Origin of the sequence: Streptomyces endocoffeicus (genome assembly GCF_016741935.1) — a bacterium.
Taxonomy (GTDB): Bacteria; Actinomycetota; Actinomycetes; order Streptomycetales; family Streptomycetaceae; genus Streptomyces; species Streptomyces endocoffeicus.
Map to the genome: position 1 here is coordinate 38,049 of NZ_JAERRG010000023.1, position 24,281 is coordinate 62,329.

At 69.5% G+C, this 24,281-nt stretch carries 28 protein-coding genes; 16 read left to right on the top strand and 12 right to left on the bottom strand.

The window, feature by feature from the left end; translation table 11 throughout:
- Nucleotides 1-64: 64 nt before the first annotated feature.
- The gene (locus JK364_RS39495) at nucleotides 65-1,072 is read right to left on the bottom strand and encodes an Lrp/AsnC family transcriptional regulator (protein ID WP_201856231.1); all 1,008 of its coding nucleotides are present in this window, start codon (nucleotides 1,070-1,072) and stop codon (nucleotides 65-67) included.
- Nucleotides 1,073-1,405: 333 nt separating this feature from the next.
- Between JK364_RS39495 and JK364_RS39500 the strand changes: the two genes are divergently transcribed.
- Together JK364_RS39500 and JK364_RS39505 are read left to right on the top strand one after the other, a co-directional pair.
- Nucleotides 1,406-2,089 carry a HEAT repeat domain-containing protein gene (locus tag JK364_RS39500; RefSeq protein ID WP_201856232.1) on the top strand — a complete coding sequence of 228 codons (684 nt, stop codon included), beginning with the start codon at nucleotides 1,406-1,408 and terminating at the stop codon, nucleotides 2,087-2,089.
- On the top strand, nucleotides 2,083-3,087 hold the full coding sequence (locus JK364_RS39505) for a MerR family transcriptional regulator (RefSeq protein ID WP_201856233.1): 1,005 nt from the start codon (nucleotides 2,083-2,085) through the stop codon (nucleotides 3,085-3,087). Before JK364_RS39500 ends, JK364_RS39505 begins: the two co-directional genes overlap by 7 nt.
- Nucleotides 3,088-3,216: 129 nt before the next feature.
- On the opposite strand, the gene JK364_RS39510 is transcribed toward JK364_RS39505, so the two are convergent.
- The 3 genes from JK364_RS39510 to JK364_RS57190 form a co-directional block, all read right to left on the bottom strand.
- Complete coding sequence (locus tag JK364_RS39510; RefSeq protein WP_201856234.1) at nucleotides 3,217-4,269, bottom strand: fatty acid desaturase family protein; 1,053 nt, start codon at nucleotides 4,267-4,269, stop codon at nucleotides 3,217-3,219.
- Nucleotides 4,270-4,541: 272 nt separating this feature from the next.
- Entirely contained in the window at nucleotides 4,542-4,838 is a 297-nt protein-coding gene (locus JK364_RS39515; protein ID WP_201856235.1) for a hypothetical protein, read from the bottom strand.
- A 74-nt stretch (nucleotides 4,839-4,912) separates the two neighbouring features.
- Nucleotides 4,913-5,035, bottom strand: a complete 123-nt coding sequence (locus JK364_RS57190; protein ID WP_269146356.1) for a hypothetical protein — start codon at nucleotides 5,033-5,035, stop codon at nucleotides 4,913-4,915.
- A gap of 454 nt (nucleotides 5,036-5,489) precedes the next feature.
- Here JK364_RS57190 and JK364_RS39520 point away from each other — a divergent pair, with 454 nt between their 5' ends.
- Complete coding sequence (locus JK364_RS39520) at nucleotides 5,490-6,302, top strand: acyl carrier protein (protein WP_201856236.1); 813 nt, start codon at nucleotides 5,490-5,492, stop codon at nucleotides 6,300-6,302.
- Between the two features lie 283 nt (nucleotides 6,303-6,585).
- On the opposite strand, the gene JK364_RS39525 is transcribed toward JK364_RS39520, so the two are convergent.
- Nucleotides 6,586-7,143, bottom strand: coding sequence for a hypothetical protein (locus JK364_RS39525; RefSeq protein WP_201856237.1), 558 nt, complete (start codon nucleotides 7,141-7,143; stop codon nucleotides 6,586-6,588).
- A 226-nt stretch (nucleotides 7,144-7,369) separates the two neighbouring features.
- On the opposite strand from JK364_RS39525, the gene JK364_RS39530 reads away from it, so the two are divergent.
- Nucleotides 7,370-8,053, top strand: a complete 684-nt coding sequence (locus JK364_RS39530; protein WP_201856238.1) for a TetR/AcrR family transcriptional regulator — start codon at nucleotides 7,370-7,372, stop codon at nucleotides 8,051-8,053.
- A gap of 192 nt (nucleotides 8,054-8,245) precedes the next feature.
- Here the strand turns inward: JK364_RS39530 and JK364_RS39535 are convergent, their stop codons facing one another.
- On the bottom strand, nucleotides 8,246-9,076 hold the full coding sequence (locus JK364_RS39535) for a helix-turn-helix transcriptional regulator (RefSeq protein WP_230993213.1): 831 nt from the start codon (nucleotides 9,074-9,076) through the stop codon (nucleotides 8,246-8,248).
- Between the two features lie 142 nt (nucleotides 9,077-9,218).
- On the opposite strand from JK364_RS39535, the gene JK364_RS39540 reads away from it, so the two are divergent.
- The 4 genes from JK364_RS39540 (at nucleotide 9,219) to JK364_RS39555 (ending at nucleotide 12,534) form a co-directional block, all read left to right on the top strand.
- Nucleotides 9,219-9,662, top strand: coding sequence for a nuclear transport factor 2 family protein (locus JK364_RS39540; RefSeq protein WP_307841517.1), 444 nt, complete (start codon nucleotides 9,219-9,221; stop codon nucleotides 9,660-9,662).
- Nucleotides 9,659-10,525, top strand: coding sequence for an NAD(P)H-binding protein (locus JK364_RS39545; protein WP_201856241.1), 867 nt, complete (start codon nucleotides 9,659-9,661; stop codon nucleotides 10,523-10,525). Before JK364_RS39540 ends, JK364_RS39545 begins: the two co-directional genes overlap by 4 nt.
- A gap of 337 nt (nucleotides 10,526-10,862) precedes the next feature.
- On the top strand, nucleotides 10,863-11,927 hold the full coding sequence (locus JK364_RS39550; RefSeq protein ID WP_201856242.1) for an IS110 family RNA-guided transposase: 1,065 nt from the start codon (nucleotides 10,863-10,865) through the stop codon (nucleotides 11,925-11,927).
- A 46-nt stretch (nucleotides 11,928-11,973) separates the two neighbouring features.
- Nucleotides 11,974-12,534: a hypothetical protein gene (locus tag JK364_RS39555; protein WP_201856243.1), complete on the top strand. Its 561-nt coding sequence runs from the start codon at nucleotides 11,974-11,976 to the stop codon at nucleotides 12,532-12,534.
- A 604-nt stretch (nucleotides 12,535-13,138) separates the two neighbouring features.
- Here the strand turns inward: JK364_RS39555 and JK364_RS39560 are convergent.
- Nucleotides 13,139-14,188 (bottom strand): EamA family transporter, encoded by a 1,050-nt coding sequence (locus JK364_RS39560; protein WP_201856244.1) that lies wholly within the window; start codon nucleotides 14,186-14,188, stop codon nucleotides 13,139-13,141.
- A 105-nt stretch (nucleotides 14,189-14,293) separates the two neighbouring features.
- Here JK364_RS39560 and JK364_RS39565 point away from each other — a divergent pair, with 105 nt between their 5' ends.
- The 5 genes from JK364_RS39565 to JK364_RS39585 all read left to right on the top strand — a co-directional run bounded on the left by JK364_RS39565 (nucleotide 14,294) and on the right by JK364_RS39585 (nucleotide 19,495).
- Nucleotides 14,294-14,929: a CGNR zinc finger domain-containing protein gene (locus JK364_RS39565; protein ID WP_201856245.1), complete on the top strand. Its 636-nt coding sequence runs from the start codon at nucleotides 14,294-14,296 to the stop codon at nucleotides 14,927-14,929.
- 52 nt (nucleotides 14,930-14,981) lie between these two features.
- Nucleotides 14,982-15,677: an alpha/beta fold hydrolase gene (locus JK364_RS39570; RefSeq protein WP_201856246.1), complete on the top strand. Its 696-nt coding sequence runs from the start codon at nucleotides 14,982-14,984 to the stop codon at nucleotides 15,675-15,677.
- A 154-nt stretch (nucleotides 15,678-15,831) separates the two neighbouring features.
- A complete protein-coding gene (locus JK364_RS57720) occupies nucleotides 15,832-16,557 on the top strand; it encodes a GntR family transcriptional regulator (protein ID WP_201856247.1) in 726 nt (241 codons plus the stop codon).
- Nucleotides 16,558-16,664: 107 nt separating this feature from the next.
- Complete coding sequence (locus tag JK364_RS39580; RefSeq protein ID WP_230993199.1) at nucleotides 16,665-18,125, top strand: cation:dicarboxylate symporter family transporter; 1,461 nt, start codon at nucleotides 16,665-16,667, stop codon at nucleotides 18,123-18,125.
- Between the two features lie 8 nt (nucleotides 18,126-18,133).
- Entirely contained in the window at nucleotides 18,134-19,495 is a 1,362-nt protein-coding gene (locus tag JK364_RS39585) for a class-II fumarase/aspartase family protein (protein WP_201856248.1), read from the top strand.
- A 160-nt stretch (nucleotides 19,496-19,655) separates the two neighbouring features.
- Here the strand turns inward: JK364_RS39585 and JK364_RS39590 are convergent, their stop codons facing one another.
- From JK364_RS39590 to JK364_RS39600, 3 genes are all read right to left on the bottom strand, one after another.
- The gene (locus JK364_RS39590; RefSeq protein ID WP_201856249.1) at nucleotides 19,656-19,805 is read right to left on the bottom strand and encodes a hypothetical protein; all 150 of its coding nucleotides are present in this window, start codon (nucleotides 19,803-19,805) and stop codon (nucleotides 19,656-19,658) included.
- Nucleotides 19,806-19,923: 118 nt separating this feature from the next.
- On the bottom strand, nucleotides 19,924-20,097 hold the full coding sequence (locus JK364_RS39595; protein WP_307841518.1) for a transposase: 174 nt from the start codon (nucleotides 20,095-20,097) through the stop codon (nucleotides 19,924-19,926).
- A 37-nt stretch (nucleotides 20,098-20,134) separates the two neighbouring features.
- Nucleotides 20,135-20,506 carry a hypothetical protein gene (locus JK364_RS39600; protein ID WP_201856250.1) on the bottom strand — a complete coding sequence of 124 codons (372 nt, stop codon included), beginning with the start codon at nucleotides 20,504-20,506 and terminating at the stop codon, nucleotides 20,135-20,137.
- Nucleotides 20,507-20,606: 100 nt separating this feature from the next.
- On the opposite strand from JK364_RS39600, the gene sigJ reads away from it, so the two are divergent.
- The 3 genes from sigJ (at nucleotide 20,607) to JK364_RS39615 (ending at nucleotide 22,888) form a co-directional block, all read left to right on the top strand.
- Entirely contained in the window at nucleotides 20,607-21,524 is a 918-nt protein-coding gene (sigJ, locus tag JK364_RS39605) for an RNA polymerase sigma factor SigJ (protein WP_201856251.1), read from the top strand.
- Between the two features lie 110 nt (nucleotides 21,525-21,634).
- Complete coding sequence (locus tag JK364_RS39610; protein WP_201856252.1) at nucleotides 21,635-22,033, top strand: ACT domain-containing protein; 399 nt, start codon at nucleotides 21,635-21,637, stop codon at nucleotides 22,031-22,033.
- Nucleotides 22,034-22,222: 189 nt separating this feature from the next.
- Entirely contained in the window at nucleotides 22,223-22,888 is a 666-nt protein-coding gene (locus tag JK364_RS39615; RefSeq protein WP_201856253.1) for a hypothetical protein, read from the top strand.
- Nucleotides 22,889-22,977: 89 nt separating this feature from the next.
- Here JK364_RS39615 and JK364_RS39620 read toward each other — a convergent pair whose 3' ends face one another.
- Together JK364_RS39620 and JK364_RS39625 are read right to left on the bottom strand one after the other, a co-directional pair.
- Complete coding sequence (locus JK364_RS39620; RefSeq protein WP_230993200.1) at nucleotides 22,978-23,637, bottom strand: isochorismatase family protein; 660 nt, start codon at nucleotides 23,635-23,637, stop codon at nucleotides 22,978-22,980.
- Between the two features lie 145 nt (nucleotides 23,638-23,782).
- Complete coding sequence (locus JK364_RS39625; protein ID WP_201856254.1) at nucleotides 23,783-24,280, bottom strand: FBP domain-containing protein; 498 nt, start codon at nucleotides 24,278-24,280, stop codon at nucleotides 23,783-23,785.
- Nucleotide 24,281: the final 1 nt, after the last annotated feature.

Consider the following 24,281-nt stretch of genomic DNA (forward strand, 5'->3'; position numbering starts at 1 on the left):
AGAGGGCGGACGAAGGTACGGCGGGGCCATCACCGGGCGGTGTGCCCGGCAACCGGCCGGGGGCTCAGACGGGGCGGACCATCCGGTGCCAGGAGTACTTCAGGGTGGCCAGGTGCAATGTCACGTCGGAGGCGATCAGCCCGGGCAGTGCCCCGATGATGTCGCTGGTATAGCGCAACAGATCGGTGCGGCGGGGCAGCACCATGTGTCCGACGAGGTTGAAGCGCCCGGTCGCCGCGCCCAGGAACTTGGTTCCTGGATGCCGCGCGAGCTGCCGCCCCGCGGCGTCGAGCCGGTCGGGCTCGATCGACAGCCACACCATGAACTCCGCGTCGTAGCCGAGCAGGGTCGGTTCGACCAGAGTCCGGAACTGCAGGATGCCGCGGGAGATGAGCCGGTCCATGGCCCGTGCGACTGCGGACTCGGTGTGGCCCAGGTTCCGGGCCAGGGTGCTGACCTGGGCGCGGCCGTCCTCCTTGAGGGCCGCGGCGACCTCCTGCTCCAGACCGGTCAGCGCTTTTGGCGCCTGGTCCCAGTCGCCGCGGTCGCACGACGACGCGAGGGAGGCGGGCCGCAGGTCCGCGGCGGCCTCGACGGGCAGCAGCCCGGTGTCCCACATCGACGCGGAGGTGAACGCACGGATGACGGCTACCGCCTCGGTGCTGGTGATCAGGTCGGCCCCGGGCAGGTCGGTGAAGAGCATCCGCATCATCTCCTCGTTGTCGCGGGCAACGAAATCGACGATGAGATCGGCGGCACCGGTGACGACGGCCAGGAAGCGCACGTCCGGACTGACGGCGAGCTGGTCCGCGAGGTCCAGCCCGCGGCCGGGCCTGGCCTGCACCCGGACCAGCATGGAAGACCCCTCCCGGGTGCGGTCCAGCTCCAGACTGCCGACGACCCGCAGCACTCCCCGCTCGCGCATGGCGTTGTAACGACGCTGGGCGGTCGTCTCGCTCGTACCCACCCAACGAGCCACCGCGCCCCACGGGGCACGACCATTGAGCTGGAGCGCCGCGATGACACGGCGGTCCAGGTCGTCGATGGTGTCCACGGGGACTCGGTGGGTCATGGGGCGGACGCTAATCAGCGCTTTTCCGCTCGTCAATGACGGAATCCTGCATCGCTCCTGGTCACAGCCAGGTGATCCAGCACCGTCCGGGATTACGAAGGGGTAACGCCCGCAGTTCCGGTACGCATGAACGGATGACGTCGAGCGTGACGGATTACGTCGCACGAGCATCCGAAAAAGTTCACTCTCGCGGTTCCGGCCACACGCGTTGGCATGGTCCAACGGTGTCAAGGACGCGCCCGCGTCAACTCAGTGGCTCATGATCGGGCAGCCGACCCCGGTTGACCTTGACACGGTGACAAGGTCTTCACTGCTTCCCAAGGAGGTGGTCCGATGACCATGACGAGACAGGACACGGATGCGATACGAGCGCTCCAGGGACTGGAGGACAGCCGGCCGTCTGTGCGACTGCGGGCCGCCCTGGCGGTCGGTACGGCGCCTGACCCGTGCTTCGTCGACAAGCTCGTCGAACGATGCGCGATCGAGCCCGAGTTCTTCGTCCGCGACATGCTGACCTGGGCGCTCACCCGCCACCCGGTGTCCCTGACGCTCCCCGAACTGCTCCGGGAAGTCCGCTCGGAGCGTGCGCAGGCCCGCGGCCAGGCGCTGCACACACTGTCCAAGATCGGGGACCGGCGGGCATGGCCGGCGATCACCCGGGCACTGCTGTCCGACGCCGACAACGAGGTGGCGCGGAGCGCCTGGCGGGCCGCGGTCGTGCTCGTGCCGGAAGGTGAGGAGTCCCTCCTGGCCACGGCCCTGGCGACGCAGCTCGGCCGCGGTGAGCGGGAGACACAGGTGAGTCTCAGCCAGGCGCTGGTCGCGCTGGGTGAAGTGATCGTGCCGGTTCTGCGTGCCGCGACGACGGCTGATGACCTGGGCGTGCGTGCGCACGCGCTCGCCACACAACGGCTGCTACGCGACCCGGACGCCGGATTCGAGTTGGCGATCGAGGAGGCCAAGCGCATCGTGGCCCTCGCCGGGGCCCCTCAGTACGGACGACAAGAACCGTGCTGATCGGTGAGGTGGCGAGACGGTCCGGGGTCAGTGCCCGCATGCTCCGGCATTACGAATCGCTCGGCCTGGTGCGGCCATCGGGCCGTACGGGCTCCGGTTATCGGGAGTACTCCGCGCAGGACATCCGGCGGATCTTCCACATCGAGAGCCTGCGGTCGCTGGGTCTGTCGCTGCGTGAGATCGGGCGCGCGCTCGACGACCCCGGTTTCACGCCCTCGGCGCTCGTCGGCGACCTCATCCGCAAGACACGCGACCGCATCGCGGCCGAGACCGAGCTGCTCACGCGGCTGCGCCGGATCGACGCCGCGGACCCCACCGACTGGGAGGACGTCCTCCAAGTCGTCGCGCTCCTCCAGGCACTGGGGTCGCAGAGCGCCGACGCGCGCCAGCGCGCGGCCCTCTCCTCGGCCGACGGGGTTCCGGTGCCGGTGGAGGCCCTGGCCGAGGCGGCACTGAGCGAGACGGAGCCGAACGTCGCCGGCGCCCTTCGATGGGCGCTGGCGCAATCGGGCGACCGCGGCCCGGCACTGCTGGCGAAGGGCCTCGGCTCACCGGTGGCCGCGGTGCGGAAACGTGCTGTCCAGTCCCTCGCCGAGATGCCCGGTGGTGAGGCGACCACGCATCTGTGGAACGCCCTCATGGACCCCGACGTCGGGGTCCGCGGGTACGCGGCTCTGGCACTCGGGACACGTGGAGTAGCCGAAGCGGTCCCGACCCTCATCGACATGATCGTGGCGGGAAGGAACGACACCGATGCGGCCGACGCACTGAGCAGTCTGGCGAGCGACACCGCGACGGCCGATCACATCGCGACCGGGATCGTCGACCGCCTCGCCCACGACACCACTGAAACGCCTGTGCGCGGACGGCTGGCCCAAGCACTGGCGGGCATTCCGGGCGCGACGTCGTCACGTGCCCTCGTGGAGCTGTCGCATGACGAGGACCGGGCTGTTGCGCTGACTGCCGCATACCTTCTTCAGCTCCGCGACGCACGGTGATGGATCCGCCACCATTCTCACGGAACCATCACTCCCGTACCCGTCCAGCGGAGTCGCGCCGATCGCGCCCGGAAAGGCAACGGACTCCGAGCCCGGAGCGGCCCCGTGGCCCCGCGGCCGACGGCGCTCTCATTCTGGCCGGGCCGCACCGCCGACCGTGTGCATGTGCCGCAGCCCTTGCCGGTACGAGTCGAGCAACCCGGTCTCGGCGTACGGGAGCCCGAGGTCGCGGCAGTGTTCCCGGACCAGAGGCTGTACGAGCCTGAGGTGGGGCCTGGGCATGTTCGGGAAGAGGTGGTGTTCGATCTGGTAGTTCAGCCCGCCGAGAAGCCAGTCCGTGACCGGCCCGCCCCGGACGTTCCGCGAGGTCAGGACCTGGCGGCGCAGATGGCCCCAGCGCTCGCCCGCCGGGTCGGGCATGTCCATACCCTTGTGGTTGGGCGCGAAGGCCATTCCCAGGTGGAGCCCGAAGAGCGCCTGATGGAGCAGGGCGAACGCGACGGCCTTGCCCACCGGCAGGCAGGTGAGCAGCAGGGCGCCGTAACCAGCCGTGTGCAGCGCCAGCAGCACGCCCTCGACGGCCCGCTCGCGCACCGGCTGCCGTCGCAGGTCCCGCACACTGCTCACCTTCAGCGCGATGCCTTCGAGCAGCAGCATCGGGAAGAACAGCCAGGCCTGGTGACGGGTGACCCACCGGGCGAATCCGCGGCGCACCGCGGCCTGCTCCGCGGTCCACACCAGTGCGCCGGCGCCGACGTCCGGGTCCTTCTCGATGTGGTTGGGGTTGGCGTGGTGCCGGTTGTGCTTGTCGTTCCACCACGCGTAGCTCATGCCCAGGAGCAGGTTGCCGTGGAGGAGTCCGATGGCACGGTTCGCCCGGCGGCCGACAGCGATCTGGGCGTGCCCGGCGTCGTGGCCGACGTAGGCGGTACGGGCGGACAGGATGGCCAGCGGCGCGGCGAGCAGCAGCGTCCACCAGGTGTCCCCGGCGAGGACGAACCCTGTCACCACGGCGGCCAGGGCGAGGAGGTTCACGGTGATCATCCGCGCGTACCAGCCCTTGCGACGTTCCAGCAGCCCTCGTCCCCTGACCTTCCGCAGCAGGGGAGTGAACTCACTCCCCTGCTGAGCGGTGGCGCCGACGGGTGCGGTGGGTGCGGACGGCGCAGTGGTCTGAGACATGGAGGGCTCCGGTCCTGAATCGGTCAGCAAGGCTCTGGCCTGCCTAAACGTACGGATCGGGGGCCATGCGGCACCATGGCGTCAACACCCCGGCCGTACGGGGGCCAGCCCCCGGATCCCGAAGGGGGCCAGCGACACCCCCGGCCTCCGGACGACCACCACACCGGAGCACCCGGGTCACATCGCGGAGGAACCGCTCCTGCGGCGCCGCACCATGATCACCGCTCCGCGCCGACCGCCGTGCCGATGGGGTGTCGGTCAGGGGGTGTCGGTCAGGGGGTGTCGCCGGAGTAGAAGAGGCGGCAGCTCACGCCCGGGCCCGGGGTGCGAGGTTCGTCGGAGCGCAGATCGTACAGCGACCGCCCGCCGGGAAACTGTCCGAGCTCGGTGGACAGGGCCGCGCCGCCGTCGACTTCCCCGGGCCGCCAGCCGGTGATGTCCAGCAGCAACCCATCCAGCGGCCCACCTATGAGCGCGGCGTAGGTCCGGTGCGGGAGCGGGCCCGGGTCGGGGTCGTCGTGGTCGCAGCCGTAGACCCGGCCGCGCAGCAGCTGCTCGTCGCCGTTCATCCGTCCCAGCGTTCCAGCCGCCACTGACAACGCGGGCTTGTCCAGAACACCCCAGGGCTTGCCCGCGCTGTCATTCAGCCCGCCATCGGATCCCGCGGCTCCGGATCACCCAACGGCTCGTCCTGTGGTTCGCCCTCCAGGAGGATCTCGAGGAGGAGCCGGAGCGTCGTCGTGCGTATCGTGCTGTTGCTGGTCAACCGGCCTGCTCCGGCCGCGGCCGCGTCCGCGTCCGCGCGCCGGCCTCACTCCGGAGCAGGTCCTCGCCCAACTCGCCAACCTCTCCGCATGCGCTGGCGCGGCCGCGGACGAATTCGCGCCTCCTTCGCCTCCCTCCACCCCACCGATGCCGCGGACGTCCGCGAGTCGTGGGGCTGAGCTCTTAAGAGAGTCCGCGGAAGGCGTCGAGGGCTCGCCCGGCATCCACCCTCCGAGGGCAATGCGGGGCGGCCTGCGGCTGACGTCCAGGTGAACACGCAACCCGGACAAACCCGTCTCCTGCCACAGCCGCGTAACAGCGGCCGCGCGGGGCACAACTCCCGCCCCACCCCGCCGGTCGAACCTGGTGCGTCGCACACCTGCGCTGCGGCGGAACCGGTGCCGCCCGGCGCGACTCCCGTAGTCCCAAGTCCCAGCAAGAGTTGGAGTTGACCCGTGCCCAGGAAGTCCCTGCCGACGCGGCTTGCCGCCACCGCCGCGCTCCTGCTCGCCGCGGGCGCGCTGTCCGCGCCCGCCGCCTCAGCGAAGCCCTCGGACGCCTCCCCCGGCGACGCCTACGTGCTGACCGTGAGCACCAACCCGACCAGCACCGACTACGACAACCGCCACGTCGACGTCACCGGCACCGTCACCAAGGCCGACGGCACCCCGGCGCCCAACATCCCCGTCACCATCCAGGAAGTCGTCCTCTTCACCACCTGGAATCCGTGGGGCGACCCGATCGACCCCAACTACTACGAGCCGCGCGACCTGGGCAAGCCGGTCAGCGACGCCAACGGGAAGTTCACCATCCCCGACGTCAACATCGACCACGTGACCGGCAGCAGCCTGCTCAACGTCCAGCACCAGGTGCAGATCACGGCCCTCTACGACGAGGACGGCGACCCCAACACCCCGCAGGACGGCCACTACGCGGACACCACCGTCGCCGCCAACGCCAAGTCCAGCTCGGTCAGTTACCAGGTCAACAAGAAGAAGGTGAAGGCGGGCGACATCCTCACCGTCCAGGGCAAGGTCACCCTCCCCAAAGGGGTCGAACCCCAGGGCACCGAGGTCTTCCTGCAGACCTACTGGGAGCAGGAGTCCCACGTGAAGACCACCGCCGAGGACGACGGCTTCTTCGTGCTGTCCGTGCGCGTCTCGCGCGAGGACGGCACGTTCCGGCTGCGCACGGCTCCGACGGACCTCTACGTGGCGGGTACGGACCAGCCGCTCCCGGTCACCAACACCTCGCTCCCCCGCACGTAACTCTCCGGGCGACGGGACTTCGGGCCCAAGGGGGGCCGTAGCCCCGGGAGAAGGGGCCCGTGGATCCCAGCGACGGGTCACCCTCGCGCGAGCGGGGGTGACCGTTGTGCCTTCGCGCGGCCCGCGGGGTTGCGCGGTCAGGGTGGAGACGAGGCCGGCGGCAGCCTCCTGGACACATCAGCCGAATCGAGCCCGCAGCCGGCCGGTGGCCGAGCCGGACCCTGTCCGGCACGTCCCGGCTCGCGCGCCGCGACCGGTCTCCGCGATCCCTGGCCGGCACGGGTCAGTCCCTGAGGGCCGAGCGGGACAGGCGGATCGCCGAGACGAGGAAGAAGATCCCTCCGAGCGTGGCGTAACCGGCGAGGGTGGTCAGCGAGGGGTCATCCTGTGAGGCGCTTCGGATGAAGGACGCACCGGCCAGCACCGAGATGCCGCCGCTGGCGATCATGGCCCACTGGCCGCCCATCGTTCGGCGCGCGACGCCGACGAGGAGCTGGACCAGGCCGGAGACGACCGCCCACGCGCCCCAGACGCGCAGCACGTCGGCGACGCTCGAGGTACTGGCGACCGCGACGCCGACGGCGGCGAGCGCGCTGACGGCCATGTTCGCGTACAGGCCCCTGACCGGCCCGGCGTCGCGCGCCGACCTGGCATCCACGACGGCCGCGGCCACGTCGAAGACGGGATAGAGGAACAGCAGCAGCTTGGCCCCGGTGGTGAGGTCGGAACCGGACACCAGCAGGAGCGCCGCCCACGCGGCGGCGAAGACGAAACGGATGACATACAGCCGGCGCAGGGCGGGCTTGGCGCCGACGTGGTCGGCGGAGGCGACGGATGCCATGGGGTTCTCCAATGAGTACGGGGATGGCTACGGGACTGGTTCGGCCGCTCGGGCCAGGGCAGGCGGGCTTCCCCGGACTGTGCGGCGGGATACCTCGAAGCAGAGAGGTCGAGGCAGAGAGAACGATCTCTCTTGTCTGCACCCTGGCATATCTCATCCGCAGAAAACAAGAGAGAACGTTCTACTTAGACATAGAGAGATCGTTCTATCTGTTACGGTGGGCGATATGACACAGACGGAAGCCGGCACCGGCAGGAGGGTCTCCGAGGCCCGAGAGCGGCTCCTGAGGACCGCGGGGCAGCTCTTCTACACCGAGGGCATCCACACGGTGGGCGTCGACCGCCTGGTCGCCGAGGCGAAGGTCACCAACGCCACCTTCTACCGCCACTTCCGTAGCAAAGAAGACCTGGCAGTCGCCTACATCGGAAGCGTCGACCAGGCGATCCGCACCCAGATCGGCTCCCTCATGACCGCGGACGCGCCGACCGACGGCATCCTGCGGGGCATCGGTGGCTCCCTGGTCGAACAGATCCGCTCGCCCGGCTACCGCGGATGCGCCTTCCTCAACGCGGCAGCGGAATTCCCCGCCCCCGACCACCCGGTCCACCGGGCCGTCGTGCAACACCGCGAATGGTTCCTGCAGACGATCACCGGGCTGTTCGCCGAGATCACGGAATTGTCCGCCGAGCACGCCGGACGGCACTTCGTCATGCTCCGCGACGGCGCGATGAGCGCCGGCTACCTCGGCGACCCCGTCCTGGCCGGCGAGACCCTGCTGCGCGGCATCGATGGACTGCTGCGGATCCACACCGCCCGCGGGCTCGACGAGGGCGCCGCCCCCGCGCCCGACCAGGCGCCTCCGGCGGCCACGACGGTCTCCGGCATCGAGTGCTCGCCGCCCGGCGCCTAACGGCCGGAGCGCGACCAGCCACGATCAGCACCGAGCGGACCCGGACCCGGGCTCGGTCAACGCCACCAGTCGTCGGCCGTGGATTCGCATGGCGAGTCGGTTTACGTCCGGCCGCCCAGCGTGCCGCAGTCCCGGCGCGGCTCGCGCCGTTTCCCGCTGGGCACCTCCTGCCCACCGCCCCCTGAGCTGGAGTCAGGCACTGCGGGTACCCAGTAGGGCGAGCGCGGCGGCGCTTGAGCTGCCCGGTTCCGCGGTGTACATCACCAGCCGCAGGTCCGTGCCGGGCAGCAGCAGGGTTTGGCAGTCCAGGTCGAGGTCGTCCAGTTCGGGGTGGCGCAGGTGCTTGCGCAGCGTCGGTATGGGTCGTACGTCGTGGTCGCGCCACCCGGCGGCGAAGTCCGGGCTGTGCGCGGCGAACTCGTTGACGAGCTCGCCGAGGACGCGGTTGGCCGGGTAGCGGGCGCTGGCCGTGCGTAGCTGGGCCGCGGACTGCCGGGCGAACTCGCCCTCCGCGCCTGCTGGTGCCGAGCAGAGGGTGCCGCCCAGCCGGATGGACAGCCGTACGGTGTTGCGCTCCTTGGCGGGCAGTAGCCCGAAGTCGGTGATCAACGCGGCTGCCGCGCCGTTCCAGGCCACGATGTCCTGGCGCTCGTCGGCCAGGTAGGCGGGTACCGGTCCGAGCCGGTCCAGCAGCCGGTGGGCGTCGGCGGGCACCGGCACCCGATCGGCGTCCGTGCCGGGCGGGGCCTGCCCGGCCAGCCGCGCCAAGTGCTCGCGCTCTACGGCGGTGAGCCGGAGCGCCGTACCCAGTGCGGCCAGCACCTGCGGGGACGGACGCGGTGCGCGGGCCTGCTCCAGCCGTTCGTAGTAGCTGGTTGATACCCCGGCCAGTGCTGCCACCTCTTCACGGCGCAGTCCGGGAGTGCGCCGGGCGCGCCGGCCCGGCGGGTGGATGGCGGTGGCGGGCATCTGGTCCGGGCGCAGTGCCTCCCGTCGGCGGCGCAGGAAGTCGGCCAGTTCCATTCTGCTCACCCCGCTCATGGTGGCACGGGATGCCCGGCCTAGCCACGGACCAGTGGTCCGGGGCTCAACTGTCTGTTCCCCGGCGACGGGTCCGCGCCCAGCCTGGCATGGTCACACCCCACGAGACACCGGAGGACCACCCGTGCCACGCACCCCCGAAGAGACGTTCCGTCAGCTGCTGGACCTACTGCTGACCAAGGACATGGACGCCGTCGCCAGCCTGTGGGCGGAGCACGGCAGCGCGGAGTTCCCGTTCGCTGCCGGGGACTCGCCGCAGAGGCTGGCCGGACGGGCAGAGGTCCGCGACTACCTGGCCGGCTACCCGGAACTGATGGACGTGCGAGCGATCCCCGCGGTCACCGTGCATCACACGGAACGGCCGGACACCATCGTGGTGGAGTTCACCGCGCACGGGCGCACGCGGCGCACCGGCGAGTCCTACCGGCTGGACTACATCACGGTGATCACCGTCCTGGACGGTCGGATCACCCACTACCGGGACTACTGGAACCCACTGGCCGTCGCTTCGGCGGCCGGGACACTGCCCGAGCTGCTCGACTCGCTGCGCTCACGGGCCGCCCGATGACCGGCGTACTGGTCACCGGCGGCACCGGGAAGACGGGGAACGCGCTGGCGGAACTGCTACGCGGCAACGGCGTGCCGGTCCGAGTGGCCAGCCGCAACCCCTCTGACGGTGATCCTGACGCGGTTCGCTTCGACTGGGGTGATCCGACCACCCATCCGGCCGCGCTGAGCGGGATGGACCGGGTTTATCTGGTGCCACCGACGAACACCACGGATCCAATGCCGCTGGTCAAGCCGTTCCTGGCCGAGGCGGAACGGCTAGGCGTGCGCCGGGTGGTGCTCCTCGGCTCCGCCATCGTGCTGCCGAATGCCCCCGGCGCGCTGGAGCTGGCCGCGCGGGTACGGGCCCGGCCCGGGTGGGTCGTCCTACGAGCGTCCGGGTTCATGCAGAACTTCCTGGCCCCACACCCGCTGGGTGAGCGGATCCGGCGGCACGGCGAGATCCGCACCGCCGCGGGTGCCGGTCGACTGGGCTGGATCGACACGCGGGATATCGCGGCCGCCGCCTGCGCGCTGCTGATCGACCCCGGCGTCGAGCCCGGCGACCAGCGCGACTACCTGCTCACCGGGCCGAAGGCGTTGAGCTACCAGGAAGCGGCGGCCATCATCACCGCCCGCACCGGCCGGCCGATCCGAGTGCTGCACACCGGAGCCGACGAGCTGGCGGGCACCTACCGGGCCGCCGGCATGCCAGGCGAGTTCGCCGTCGCCCTCGCCGCCGTGGAAGACGGCATCAAGGCCGGCCGGGAAGATCTGGTCAGCACCGCGGTGCTGGACCTGACCGGCCGCCCGCCCCGCCGCTTCGCCGAATTCGTCCAGGATCACGCAACCGAGTGGGCGCCCGTCGGATCGTCCGAGTGCTGAGCTCGTCGCGTATCCGAAGAGACCGAAACGGGCCTCGAACTGGGTCGCTCACCTGGGGATTTACCGGGCGAACCCTCGGCAGCTAACCTCGACTACCAAGATCCCCGACTGTGAGGATGAGGGAGGCACCGCTCGGGGTCTGACCCGATCCCCGATTGACGCTTCGGCTGTCCTCACTCTGAATCGTCGACCTTCCGAGCGGTGCCGTTGCGCATACCGGCTCGGCGATCGTGACCTCATAGGAGCTTGACCGACGCGGTCCCATCACAGTCGTGTCCGTCCGCCGGACCGGTGCGTGTCAGCCCACACCGCGCGCGGAAGGACGAATGCGGACGCCATGCCACAGCCCATCGAAGTGATCGGCGGGATCGACACCCACACCGACGTCCACCAGGCCGCCGTCATCGACACCATAGGCCGGCACCTGGCCACCGAGGCGTTCCCTACCACGCCGGAAGGCTATCGGCACCTGCTGGCGTGGCTGCGCTCGCACGGTCAGGTACTGATGGTGGGCATGGAGGGCACCGGATCCTTCGGCGCCGAACTCGCCCGGCACCTGCGGGCCAACCAGATCACGGTGATCGAGGTGGACCGACCCGACCGGCGAGCTCGCCGCGCCACAGGCAAATCCGACCCTGTCGACGCCTACGCCGCCGCCACCGCCGTGCTCTCCGGCCGCGCCAAGGGCATCCCGAAGGGCCGCGACGGCACGGTCGAGGCCATCCGTGCGCTGCGTGTGGTCCGCGCCAGCGCCGTCAAGGCACGTACTCAGACCACCAACCAGATCAAATCACTGATCATCACCGCGCCCGCCACGGTACGCGAAGCACTGCGCTCGCTGACCACCACCGAGTTGATACGGCGCCTGTCCGCCATCCGTCCCGGCGCCGATCTGACCGACCCGGCCGTCGCCGTCAAACTCGCGCTCAAGCGCCTGGCCAAGCGCCACCAGCACCTTAGCCAGGAGATCGCGGACGCAGACACCGAACTGCACGCCCTGATCGCCAGCATCGCGCCCGGCCTGCTCGCGCTACCGGGCGTCGGGACCGAAACCGCCGGGCAGCTGCTGGTCACAGCCGGAGACAACCCCGACAGGCTCGTCTCGGAGGCATCCTTCGCCCATCTGTGCGCCGCCGCACCCGTGCCGGCCTCCTCCGGCCGCACCGACCGCCACCGACTCAACCGCGGCGGCGACCGCCAGGCCAACCGCGCGCTACACACCATCGTGCTGGTCCGCATGCGCCACGACGCACGAACCCGAAACTACGTGGCACGACGGACCCTCGAAGGGCTCAAGACGAAGGACATCTTCAGATGCCTCAAGCGCTTCATCGCGCGCGAGGTTTACCACCACCTCACCGGCGCCTTCAGAGTCATCCCATCAACCATTCCAGCCACTTGACGATCTATAGGAGCTTCAGAGTCGAGCTGACACCCGCGGAGACTTCGTGAGCAACAGCGCCTACTCCCTCATACCGGAACTCAACCTCCTCAAGGAGTTCGAGGAGCGCATGGGCCGGGAGCCCTTCTCCGACGGTTTCGAGCTCTTCGAGTACGGCAGGGTCTCCGCTCTCGGCCGGAACCCACCCGCCGAAATGCGTGACCGCCTCATTCCGTTCGCCCAGGCCAACCACTCCGGCTCCTTCTACGCACTGTGGAAGTGCGACGATCGGGCGGACCTCGCCACCCTGCCGGTGATCTTCTGCGGGGACGAGGGCGACCTGTTCATCGCCGCGCGCAGTCTGCGTGAGCTCTTTGGTCTGCTCGCCGTCGACGATGCCAGTGACGCGGACGACGTGCCCTCCCGGGACGCCTACGTCAGATGGCTCAAGCACACCTTCGAGTTGGTGCCCGCCGAGGATCCTGCCGCCCTCTACGACGCAACGCTCCTGGAGTACGGCCGCGCCTTCTGCGACTGGTGGCTGACATTCGAGGACGAGGACTCGATCATCGCCGACTTGCTGGACGAACTCGAGGACTTGGAGGGGCCCAAGGAACAGGAGGGGTGAAGACAAGCCACGCACCCGGACGCTACAACCGCCGCACCTATGTGCCCGACGCCGTGTCGGTGGACTGTACGGCACCGCCCCGGATCGGCCCAATCGGCTTTCGCCTGCGCTCGGACTGAGCCCGATTGCCCATGATCGACCGATACCGCAACTGCTCACCCGGTCCGGATTCTGACGTTCCCGCTGGAACCAGCGCTCACGGAATTGCGGACCCTGCTCGCGTTGCGCGGAGATGCCCGCGCCGCCGGCGGGGGCATGGCTCCGGTCAGATTCCTGCCTGATCCCACCGTATGGACCTGCCGTACCGGACGACCTGCGGTCGGGCCGGTCCATCGCAGTGGTCAGGTCTCGTCGGAAAGGTGATTTCGCAGGGACCGGTCGTCGGTCGATTGCGTCCATCGTTGCATCGTGGTCTGCTGCACCACCATGCCGACGCGGGCCGAGAGGAGCGCCGCGTCGGGGGCGACGCGTCACCGCGGCGCGGCGCCTCTCGAACACCGTCTCGGCAGCCATGCGGCGGGGGCTCTATCCGCTGATCAGCGGCTTCTCGGCGCCCGTCCGACCAACGCGGTTCCGTCAATTGCGGGGCCCAGGGCGTTGGTCATCATGTTGACCGCCGAACCAGGCCGAGTCGCTTGGACGCAAGCGTGTCGGGCGGCTCGGGCGCCGCCTCGCCGGGCCTGCCGAGGCGTACGACCGCGGTGCTCCGGGAGCGTCGTCGGTGCCCGGCCAGTGGCCATCCCGCGCCAGGGCTGCGCTGGAGGTAGACCACGGCCGCCATCAGGACGACGGCCCCGAGGATCTGCACCGCAGTGACGGTCTGGCCGAGCCAGTACCAGGCCAGGAGCGCGCCGAACAGCGGCTCCAGGGAGACGTTGACCGCCCCTGCCTGCGGTCCCACCCTGGCGGTGGCCCAGGCGAAGAGGAGGAAGGGGACGAGCGTCCCGAAAATCCCGATTCCGGCGGCGCCCGCCAGCAGGACGGGACGGTCGAACAGGTCCGGTACACCGGCCGGGATCCGGACGAGCAGCCAGACCGCGCTTCCGACGGCGAATGCGCCCGCGTTGGCGGTGAGCGCGCCACAGGCCCGCGCGGCCTGTGCGCTGAGCAGCGAGAAGGTGGCGACACCCATGGCCGTCAGCAGCCCGAGCCCGATGCCGGCAAGATCCAGGTCGCCCAGCGGGGAGGTGGGCAGCTGCACGACGAGTGCCACCCCGGCCAGCGCGGCCAGCAGACCCACCACGGTCATGGCGCCGGGCGGCCTGCGGCTTGCCAGGAGCTGCCAGCCCACGACGAACGCGGGGGCCAGGTTCTGCAGCACCAGTGCGACGGCGACCGGGAGTCGGTCGATGGAGAGGAACAGCGTGGCGTTCGACACGGCGACAGACAGGCCGAAACCGATGACGAGCAGCCAGGAGCCGCGTAGCGAGGCCGATAACGACGGCCTGGCCTTGAGCCGGTCGTGCTGGTTGCGTCGCATGGCGAGCAGTATGCCGAGTCCGAGCAAGGTCACCCACGTACGTATGGCTACGACTTCCAAGGGATCAGCGCCGTGCTGGAACAGCTGGCCTGCCACGGTGCCACCCAGGCCCCACAGTGCCGCGGCGGTGACGGCGGCGGCCGTCCCCGCGTACCCGGTCCGCGGTGCATCCATGACCATTCCTCCCTGGGCTTGTTCGCTCGAACAGAGTTGCACAGAGTCTCACGGGAGAACTAACCTACAAAACGGTTAGACGGTTAGTCAACGGAGGGTGACGTCATGAAACGACAGGACGCCCCGGGCGAACTGGAATGGGTACGGGCCTTCATCAACACCCGCGACCTGGAGCTGGCGAGCGACAGCATGGACTCGGCGCAGGGGCTGCGGTCATGGCTCGCCGAACGGTCGCTGATCCCGCCCGGAACGCCCGTGGGCGAGGAGGACCTGCGGCACGCGGTCGAAGTGCGCGAGTCGCTGCGCGCTCTGGCCAGAACCAACTCCGGTCAGCAGATGGACCCGGAGGCGGCCCGGACGTTGGACGGCCTGGCGTCCGGAGCCGTGGTCCGGCTGCGCTTCCGCGAGGACGGCACCCGACACGTGGGCCCGGAGGAGGACGGCGGAGTACGAGCCGGGCTCGGCCGGCTGCTCGCGGTGGTCGGCACGGCCGACCGGGACGGCACCTGGCAGCGGCTCAAGGTCTGCCCGGCCGAGGACTGCCTGTGGGCCTTCTACGACCACTCGAAGAACCGGTCCGGCACCTGGTGCCAGATGGCGGAGTGCGGCAACCGGGCCAAGGCCCGCACATACCGCACCCGCCATCTGGACAGCGCGGAAAGCTCGAATGGCGTGGCTCCTCGTTCCGCCCGAACAACCCCCGGCCCCCTGCCCCATGTCCCGCCTCGCGAGACTCCATAACAGAACTGAATTCAACTAACCTTCGATGGAAAGTACTGACGAGGAGGTCACCATGGCGTTCGTCCTCATCCACGGCGCAAGCTTCGGCGCTAACTGCTGGAACGAGCTGATCCCCCACCTAAGAGCGGAAGCGCTGGCGGTCGACCTTCCGGGACGTGGGACCAGGGCCGGAGCCGACCTGGGCACGGTCACTCTCACGGACTGCGCCGATGCGGTCCGGGAGGACGTCGAAGCAAAGAACCTGCGGGATGTGGTACTGGTCGGCCACTCCTTCGCGGGAGTCACGATCCCGCGAGTCCTGGACCTCATACCTGACCGGATCCGCCACGTCATCCTCGTGTCGGCCGTAGTGCCGGCGGACAGGTCCCGGGTGCTTGACCAGATCGATCCCGGTGTGCGGGATCTGGTTGAGCAGTCCATCGTCGACGGCGTTTACCACCAGACCCGCCAGGGCGCCGCCGGAATGCTGTGCAACGACATGGATAAGGCAACCGCCGCATCCACCCTGGACCGGCTGACCGATGACTCGGCCGCCCTGCTGAACGAGACTGTGGACCTGAGCGGCTACAGACGCCGGATCCCCCAGACCTACGTGCACCTCACGCGGGACCAGTGCTACGTCGAGGAACTCCAGCAACGATCCATTGCGCTGCTTCGACCCGACGTCATCGATCTCGACACCGGTCACATGGCAATGATCAGTGCGCCCGAGAAGCTTGCTACCGTCCTCAACACCATCCACGGCTGATCGGCGGATCGGCCTGCGGCTGGCGGGCCGTCGCCAACGCACCTCAGCTCGACCCGCACCTCGTGCGCCCCGCAGCCGCGGGGACCGTGCCGGTGTCGGCGGTGTTCTAGGATTTCGGTGGCCGGGTCGGTCCTGAGCAGGTAAGGAGTTCGTCGTGGGTGAACCGCGATACGTGGTGATCGCCGACGACCTCATGCAGAAGATCGCCGCCGGAAAGTGGCCCGTAGGCGAGTTGCTGCCCACCGAGCCCGAGTTGGCGGCCGAGTACCGTGTCTCACGCGAAACCCTGCGGCGGGCGTTGAAGCGCCTGGAGTTGGGCGGGCTGATTTCCCGGCATCCGGGGACCGGCACGCGTGTGGAGCGTTCGGCGCCGGTGGCCGCGTTCACCGCGCAGCTGGGGAGCGTCGAGGAGCTGACCCAGTACGGCGAGGCCGCCGTGCGGGAGGTTCTGTCGGTCGAGTCCGTGACCGTGGACGCGGCGCTCTCCGAGGTCACGGGCCTGGCCGAGGGGTCCAGGCAGGTGTGCGTGACCTCGGTCCGGCGGGACCCTGAGCGTTCGGACGAGGTTGTCTCCTGGGCGCGGGTGTATCTGGGCCCGGAGGACGCCAAGGCGGTCGCCGGGGATCTGGAGGAGGGCCGGCAGCTGATCGCCGACTTGATCGAGGCCCGGACAGGGCGTTCGGTGGAGCGGGTGGTGCAGCAGGTGCGGGCGGTGAGCGTGTCCGCGGAGGCGGCGGCACGTCTCGCGCTGGAGCCGGGGAGCCCGGGGCTGGAGTTCGTACGCCGCTACTACGACGCCTCGGGCGTGCTGTTCGAGGTCACCGTGAGCACCCATGCCGGTGACCGCTTCGTCTACGAGACGGTTCTCCAGCGGAGGTAACGGCCACCAGCCGCCCGCCGCTCACTTTGTGAACAGCCCTTGACACCGATATTTCTCTGAGCATCCTTGTCTAGACACACCTCATGTCTAGACAAGGATGTGCCCGCATGAGATCCCAAGAGCAGCTACTGGACGCCACCTCACCCCCGACCGCCCGCAAACGCTGGTACCGGGGGCTCGGGACGCAGGTCGTCATCGCGATGGCCTTGGGGGTCGCGGTCGGCTTCGCCTTCCCCGGCTTCGCCGTGAATCTGAAAATCATGGGGGACCTGTTCCTGGCGCTGATCAAGGCAGGCGTCGCCCCGTTGGTCTTCTTCACCGTGGTCATGGGTATCGCGTCCGCCGGCGACCTGAAGAAGGCCAGCCGTCTCGGACTTCTGGCGCTGATCTACTTCGAGGTCGTCTCCACCCTCGCCCTGCTCCTCGGTCTCGTGGCGGCGAACCTGTTCGGGGTGGGCAAGGACGCGGGGAGCCTCACCTCGGACGGCGGCACCGCTCAGGCGCCCCCCGCCGGGGAGGGCGAACACGGGGTCATCGCCTTCCTCCAGGACATCGTTCCCGACAATTTCGTCGGAGCCTTCTCCTCCGGTCAGCTGCTGCAGGTCGTCGTCCTGGCCGTCCTGTTCGGCATTGGTCTCCTGGCCCTCAAGCCGCTCATGCAGCAGAGGATCAACTCCGGCCTGGAGGTCGTCTCGGAGGCGTTCTTCGCCTTCGTCAACGTCGTCATGAAGCTCGCCCCGATCGGGGCCTTCGGCGCCATCGCCTACTCGGTGGGCACCAGCGGCAGCAAGATGCTCCTGGCCCTGACCGAACTCGTCCTGCAGTACTGGCTGGTCGTCGCCGTCTTCGTGTTCGGCGTCCTGGGGCTGGTCTGTCTGATCGCCGGATTCAACATCTGGCGCATCATGCGCTACGTGCGCGTCGAAATGACGCTCGTCCTGGGCACGGCCTCCTCCGAGGCGGCCCTGCCGGGGCTGCTGAAGAAGCTGACCAGGATCGGATGTTCGAAGCAGAGCGTCGGCCTGGTGATACCGACCGGATACGCCTTCAACCTCGACGGCACGTCCCTGTACATGTCCATCTGCACCCTGTTCGTCGCCAACGCGTACGGAATCCCGATGGGCATCCCCGAGCAGCTCGGTCTGCTCCTGATCATGCTGCTGACCTCCAAGGGCGCGGCCACCGTGTCCGGCGGGACGTTCGTCGTCTTCACCTCCACGGTCGCGGCGACGGGGACCCTCCCCGTCGAGGGCACGGCCGTCCTCTTCGGCGTGTACCGCTTCATGTCCATGGCCACCGCGTTCTGCAACACCTTCGGCAATGTCGTCGCCACCTTCGTCCTGGCCAAGTGGTGCAAGGAAATGGACGTCGAGAAGGTCCAGCGAGCCCTGGCCGACCCCACCGCGTTCCTCGCGCAGTCCGAGTCCGAGTCGGAGTCGGAGTCGGAGTCGGAGTCGGAGTCGGAGTCGGAGTCCAAGTCCGCGTCCGAGTCCGCTTCCGGCTCTGAGGCCGACGACGTATCGCGTGCGCCCGAACCCGCGCGTGCCACCCCCTCCATCGCAAAGTGAGACAGCACATGAGCAGTACCGTCTTCGACTCCTTCCTCTTCCGCGACATGTTCGGCACCCCGGCCATGCGCGAGATCTTCAGCGACACCGCCTACGTCCAGCGCATCATCGACACCGAAACCGCCCTCGCCCGCGCCCAGGCCAAAGTCGGCATCATCCCCGCCGAGGCCGCCGACGACATCACCGCGAAGGCCGGTCTCGACGGCCTGGACCTGGAGCGGCTGCGAACCGAGACGGAGATCGTCGGCTACCCGGTCCTGCCGATCGTCAAGCAGGTGGCCGAGCAGTGCGGCGACGCGGGCCGCTACCTCCACTGGGGTGCCACCACCCAGGACATCATGGACACCGCGATGATGCTCCAGTGCAAACAAGGCGTCGCCCTGCTCCAGGACCAGCTCGACCGCGTACGCCACGTCCTCCGGCAGCTCGCGGACGAGCACGCCACCACCGTCACCGCCGGACGCACCCACCTTCAGCACGCCCTCCCCGTCACCTTCGGCTACCGCTGCGCCGTGTGGCTCTCCGCCCTGGACCGGCACGCCGAGCGCCTGGAGCAGGCCCGCCGACGGGCCCTGATGGTGCAGTTCGGGGGCGCCGCGGGGACTCTGGCCTCGCTCGGCCCGGGCCCGGAGGGCCTGGAGACGCGTGCGGTCCTGGCGGCGGAACTGGAGCTTCGGGATCCCGAAATCACCTGGCATGTCGCACGTGACGGGCTCGTGGAGCTCGTCACGCTCTTCGCCGCGGTCGGCGGCTCGCTGGGGAAGATCGCCTGGGATGTGATGATGATGTGCTCCTCCGAGTTCGGCGAACTCGCGGAGCCCTTCGTCTCCGGGCGCGGAGCCAGCTCGACCATGCCGCAAAAGCGCAACCCCATCTCCAGTGAGCTGATGTTCGCCGCCGCCAAACTGCTCCGCGACAAGTCCTCGACCGTACTCGACGCGATGATGCAGGACTTCGAGCGCGCCACCGGCCCCTGGCACCTGGAGTGGGCCGCCGTGCCCGAGGCCTTCCTGCTCCTGTCCAGCTCCCTCCACCAGGCCGAGTTCATGCTCTCCGGTCTGGAGGTGAACGTGGACCGGATGCGCCGGAACACCCACATCACCGGAGGGCTCATCGTCGCCGAAGCGGTGATGATGGACATCGCGCCCGTCCTGGGCCGCCAGCGGGCCCACGACGTCGTCTACGAAGCCTGCCGCGCCGCCATCGAGACCGGCACCACGCTGGAGGCCGAACTCCGTACGCACGCCGAGCTGATGGACCAGCTCGGCCCCGAGCGCATCAGCGAGCTGTGCGATCCCGCCCGCTATCTGGGCAGCGCGACCGCGATGACCCGCAGCGTCGTCGGCACGGCGGACCACTCGCGCTCGTGACCGAAGGTTGGTTCGGGGCTCGGCCCGGAGACGACGTGGGGCCTCGCCGGTGCGGGGCCCGCGCCGTTCTACGCGGTCACACACTTGCGGGCCCGAGCCCTGTCCTCCTCCGGCAGCGCGTCGGCGGTCAACAGCCGCGGCAGCAGTTCCAGTTCATGTGTCACCGACCGTCCGCCCAGGCGAGCTCCAGCCGGTGGTGCGCGGCGGCCACCACGTGCCACTTGCGGCCGTTGATCAGCTTGCCGCCGTCGAAGCCCCGACTGTCGGCGCCGACCACGGCGTCCGCCTTGACCGACTGGGCATCGATCACCCCGGCACTCGGCTGCGCGTCCCGGCCTGCCCGCTCGCGAGCCTGCCGCGCGGCCGGTCGTGGAACTCCTGGATCAGCGCGTTCTCGCGCCAGCGGCGAAGAAGGCACGGCCCCGGTCCTACGGCGGGAAGTCGGCCGGCGCCGCCCGCCACTTGATGCCGTTGTCCACCAGATTGCGGATCGCGTCCAGCATCTGCCGGTGGCAGTACCCTTCCCGCTGGCCGCCGCGGCCTTGCAGCCAGCCCGGCACCGGGAGCAGCGGCCGGATCGTGCCCGGCCCCGCCGCGATCACCCGATAGAGACTCCCGTCCGACGAACGCCCTCGGACCTTAGCGCCGGGCCAGCTCCAGCACGCTCAGACCGAACATCAGCACACCCAGGGGGAGATGGACCGACGGAACGTGCGCGATACCGAGCACGACCTGGACCGAGGCGAGTACGAGGAAACCTGACGCATGCCAGACAGGCCGGGGCGAGCCGCCGCCCGGCTTCCACGCCAGCACCGCCGCAAGCACGTACAGCATCGACGCCCCGTACATCACACGGGCTCCGACACTGTGCAGCGCCTCTCCGTAGGACGAGGTCAGCAGCAGTCCGGCGGAGACCGCCTGGAGGAAGATGGTCAGGGTCTGCAGGGCTATCGCGATCTGCAGGAACGAGGAGGTGCGCTGTGCGTTCGACGTCGTCATCCGGGTGGCCATGCCACAGTCCCCTTGTCCGCCCTCGGGCAGTAGAAGAATAGGTCTCACCAGCCCGACGACGCGGGCCTGCGAAAGGTAAGGCGAGGGGGCGGCCGGAAGCATGGGGACTGTCGGGACCGGCACAGATGAGACAGCCGGTGAGCGACGCCAACTGATCAATGTCGCTTACCGGTTGCTCGGTTCGTTGACCGAGGCCGAGGACGCGGTACAGGACGCCTACGCGCGCTGGTACGGGCTGTCACGTAGCCGGCAGGAGGAGATCCTGTCCCCCGGCGCCTGGTTGACGACGGTGACCAGCCGCATCTGCCTGGACCTGCTCGGCTCGGCGCGGGCTCGCCGTGAACGCTATGTCGGCGCGTGGCTGCCCGAGCCGCTGCCCGACCGCACCGAGTGGGACCACACGGGCGGCGCCGGCCCCACCGGCCCTGCGGACCCCGCTGACCAGATCGTTCTGGGCGAGTCAGTGACCATGGCCTTCCTCGTGGTCCTGGAGTCGATGACACCCGCCGAGCGGGTGGCGTTCGTCCTGCACGACGTCTTCCGGTACCCGTTCGCCGAGATCGCCGACGTTCTCGGCCGGACCCCCGCGGCCTGCAAGCAGCTGGCAGCCTCGGCCCGGCGGCGGGTCAGCGTCGCGCGTGCTCCGGAGACGGCGACCGGCCAGGCCGACGTGGTGAGGCACGTCAAAGAGGCATGGGAGACCAAGGACATCGCAGCCCTCGTCGGTCTCCTCGACCCGGCCGCCATGATGACCGCCGACGGCGGCGGCATGGTCGGCACCGTCCTGCGCCCGGTCGAGGGCGGCGCGCGCATCGCCCAGTACATGGTCGCCATTGCCGATAAGGCTCCGGGGCTCGAACTCCTGGAGCGGTCGGTCAACGGTGTGCCGGGCCTGGTGGCTCGGCGCGCCGGCGTCGTCGTGACCGTAGCCTCGTTCGACGTCTCCGACAGGCGCGTCACCCGGATCTGGGCGGTCCGCAACCCGGAGAAGCTGCGGCCGTGGGCGCGGGAGGGCTAACTGCGGCACCCGGTCCGGGGCCGTCAGCCGCAGTCGTTGCGGTTGCTCCGCAGAGAGCGGGTCTGATCCGTTAGTGCTGATCGTGACGCACAGTGCGTAAGGTGGTGGTCGTGACTGGCGAGAGTGACCTGCGGAAACTGCTGAGCGGCATGCGTCCGGAGCTGAATCCGGGCCGCTATGTGTTCACCACTGTCGAGGGTGGTGTGCCCTCCGGCGTCACCCCTGTGGTCACAGTCGCCGAGTATGAGGGCCTGACCCTGGTCGTGCCTCTTGAAGAGGCGGATGCGGCGGGGCTGGCATACGACTATGTGGCCGGCTGGATCACCTTGCGAATCCATTCCGCGCTCGAGGCGGTCGGGCTGACTGCCTCGGTCTCGCGGGAACTCGCCGACGCCGGCCTGAGCTGCAACGTCGTCGCCGCGTTTCATCATGACCACCTGTTCGTCCCGTACCAGCACGCTGATCGGGCGGTGGCCATCCTGGAGAGTCTGGCGCGGCGCTCCGCCTGAGCGGAATCTTCGGCCCCGGACGACTCATACCGAACTCTCAGCGGCTGAGTTGGGCCGGGCAGCCACGCGGGCGGCGGGATGCGGGGTCCCATGGAGGTCCTTCTCGGCACCGGATCTGACGGTAGATCAACGGGCTGTCGGTGGCGCATGATGGAGGCGCCCGTCCCGTCAGAAGCGAGGTGCCGCTCGATGAAGCGCAAGACCAGAATTCTCCTGGCGGGCCTGGCTTCCGTGGGCGGCGTCGTCGCCGGCGCGGGGCTGCTGCACAACCGCCGGCCTGATCGCAGGGAACACCTCCACGTCACGATCTTCAGCGAGCCCGGCTACATGGGTCGCAACAAGACGCTGACCTGGACCGGCGGCGAGCGCGAGGTCGTCCCGCTCACCCGGGTACAGCTGCCGCGCATTGGCTCGATCAGGCTGGAGCGGCTCGTGTACCGCTTCCAGCCCGAGGTGCGGCTGCCGAACATGTACATCCTGTGGCACGCCCTCACCGAGCGCCCGGACCGCACGGACCCCGAGGGCGGCGTGGCCAGCTTCATCGCCATGCACCAGCTCGTCGGCATGTTCTCGGTGGGCTGGTGGGAGCCGGTCCGCGAGTCCGAGGCACGGTCGGGAGTGCGGCTCTGGGACGGGCGCCCCGGCTATCCGCGGCCCGCGCACGGCGAGGGGGACCTTTCCGGTAAGGCGACTCCCGGCAAGGCGGCGGCTTCCGGCGGGGCGGCCGCTCCCGGCGCCCCGCCCTGGCGCGACGTCCTGGCCAACACGCCCGACCTCGGCGCCTGGAGCGCCCGCACCCGCTACCTCGAACTCGGCTACCACGGCGGGAACGGCCCACGCGGCCCACGCGGCTGACCGGCCGTCCGCGCTCAGGTGGCGCTTGCCCCGGCCGGTGGCGTTAAACACCCATTGCTGACCGGCCGGACAAATTCCCGGGTGGCTCTCTAGGCTCGGTAGGCGGCGGAGACCTGGCCTGCCAGGACGGCGAACGGCATGTCGAGGGCGGCGTAGAGGGCGCCGGCTTGGGGGGCGGCGTTGTCGGCCAGAGCCTCCACCATGAGAGTCGCGTAGTCACTGACGATGACGCCCGCCTGCTGCATGCGCAGCAGGCCGGCCTCCCGCTTGGCCTGGCTGAAGGTGCCCGAAGCATCCACGGCGACGTATGCGTCGTATCCCGCGGCCGTCGCGGCGATCGCGGGCAGCGCCGCGCACACCTCGAGCGACACGCCGGCGAAGATCAGCTTCTTCCGGCCGGTGGCCTCGATGGCCTCACGGACCCGGTCATCGTGCCAGGCGTTGACCGTACTGCGGTCGATGATCTGCTGTCCGGCCGGCAACGCCTGGACCAGTTCAGGGGCGGTCGGCCCCCACATGCTGTCGGCCGCGGTGGTGGTGACGACCAGTGGGATGTCCAGCACGGTCGCCGCGCGTGCCAGCGCCACCACATTGTGCTTGAGCTCGCCGAGCGGGATGTCCCGGACCCCGGACAGGAGGGCCACTTGATGGTCGAGCAACACCACGGCAGCGTTCTCGCCGGTGACCGGCTCCCAGAACTTGCCGCGCTCACTCACGACCGCGAGCGTGACCAGCTCGGCATCGCTCAACTGCGGTGGGCAGCCCACAGGGTAATCTGCCTACTTCAAACGCCCTCTGAGGTCCGGCGCGTAAGACCGGAGGAGCCGCGAGGAGACGGCGGTTCAAGGAGTGGGCAGGGGCTCGGCGACGATGGCCGTCGAGCCCCTGTCGGCCTCAGTGGAAGACCCGCTCCACGAACGCGTCGAGGTTGCCGCGCAGGCGCTCGATCTGCTGCTCGACAGTGAGAAACTCCTCCATGCGCCCGCCCGGTGCCGCCTTCTTCCTGCCCCGTACGTACAACGAGCAGTCCAGGTCGGCGCAGATGTAGAGGCCCACCGAGTTGCCTTCGCGGCCGGCCGGGCCTGCCTTGGGGGCGGCCATGAGGGAGACGCCGCTGCCGGGATGCGTGGTCAGGCACAGCGAGCACAGGCTGCGGCGCAGGAAGCCGCGGTTGCCGGAAGCGGAGCGCAGCGACAGGCCGACGAGTTCATCGGCGCGTTCGACGACGAGATACTTGCGATCGGGCGCGGACAGATCGAACCAGCCCAGGAAGTCCAGGTCGTCCCAGTGGTCGAGGTCCGCCAGGTTCTTGGGCAGGGGGAGGCGTTTGGCCTCGCCCTTCGAGCAGTTGGCGAACGAGGTACGGATGTCGTGCTCGGTCAGGGGTTTCATG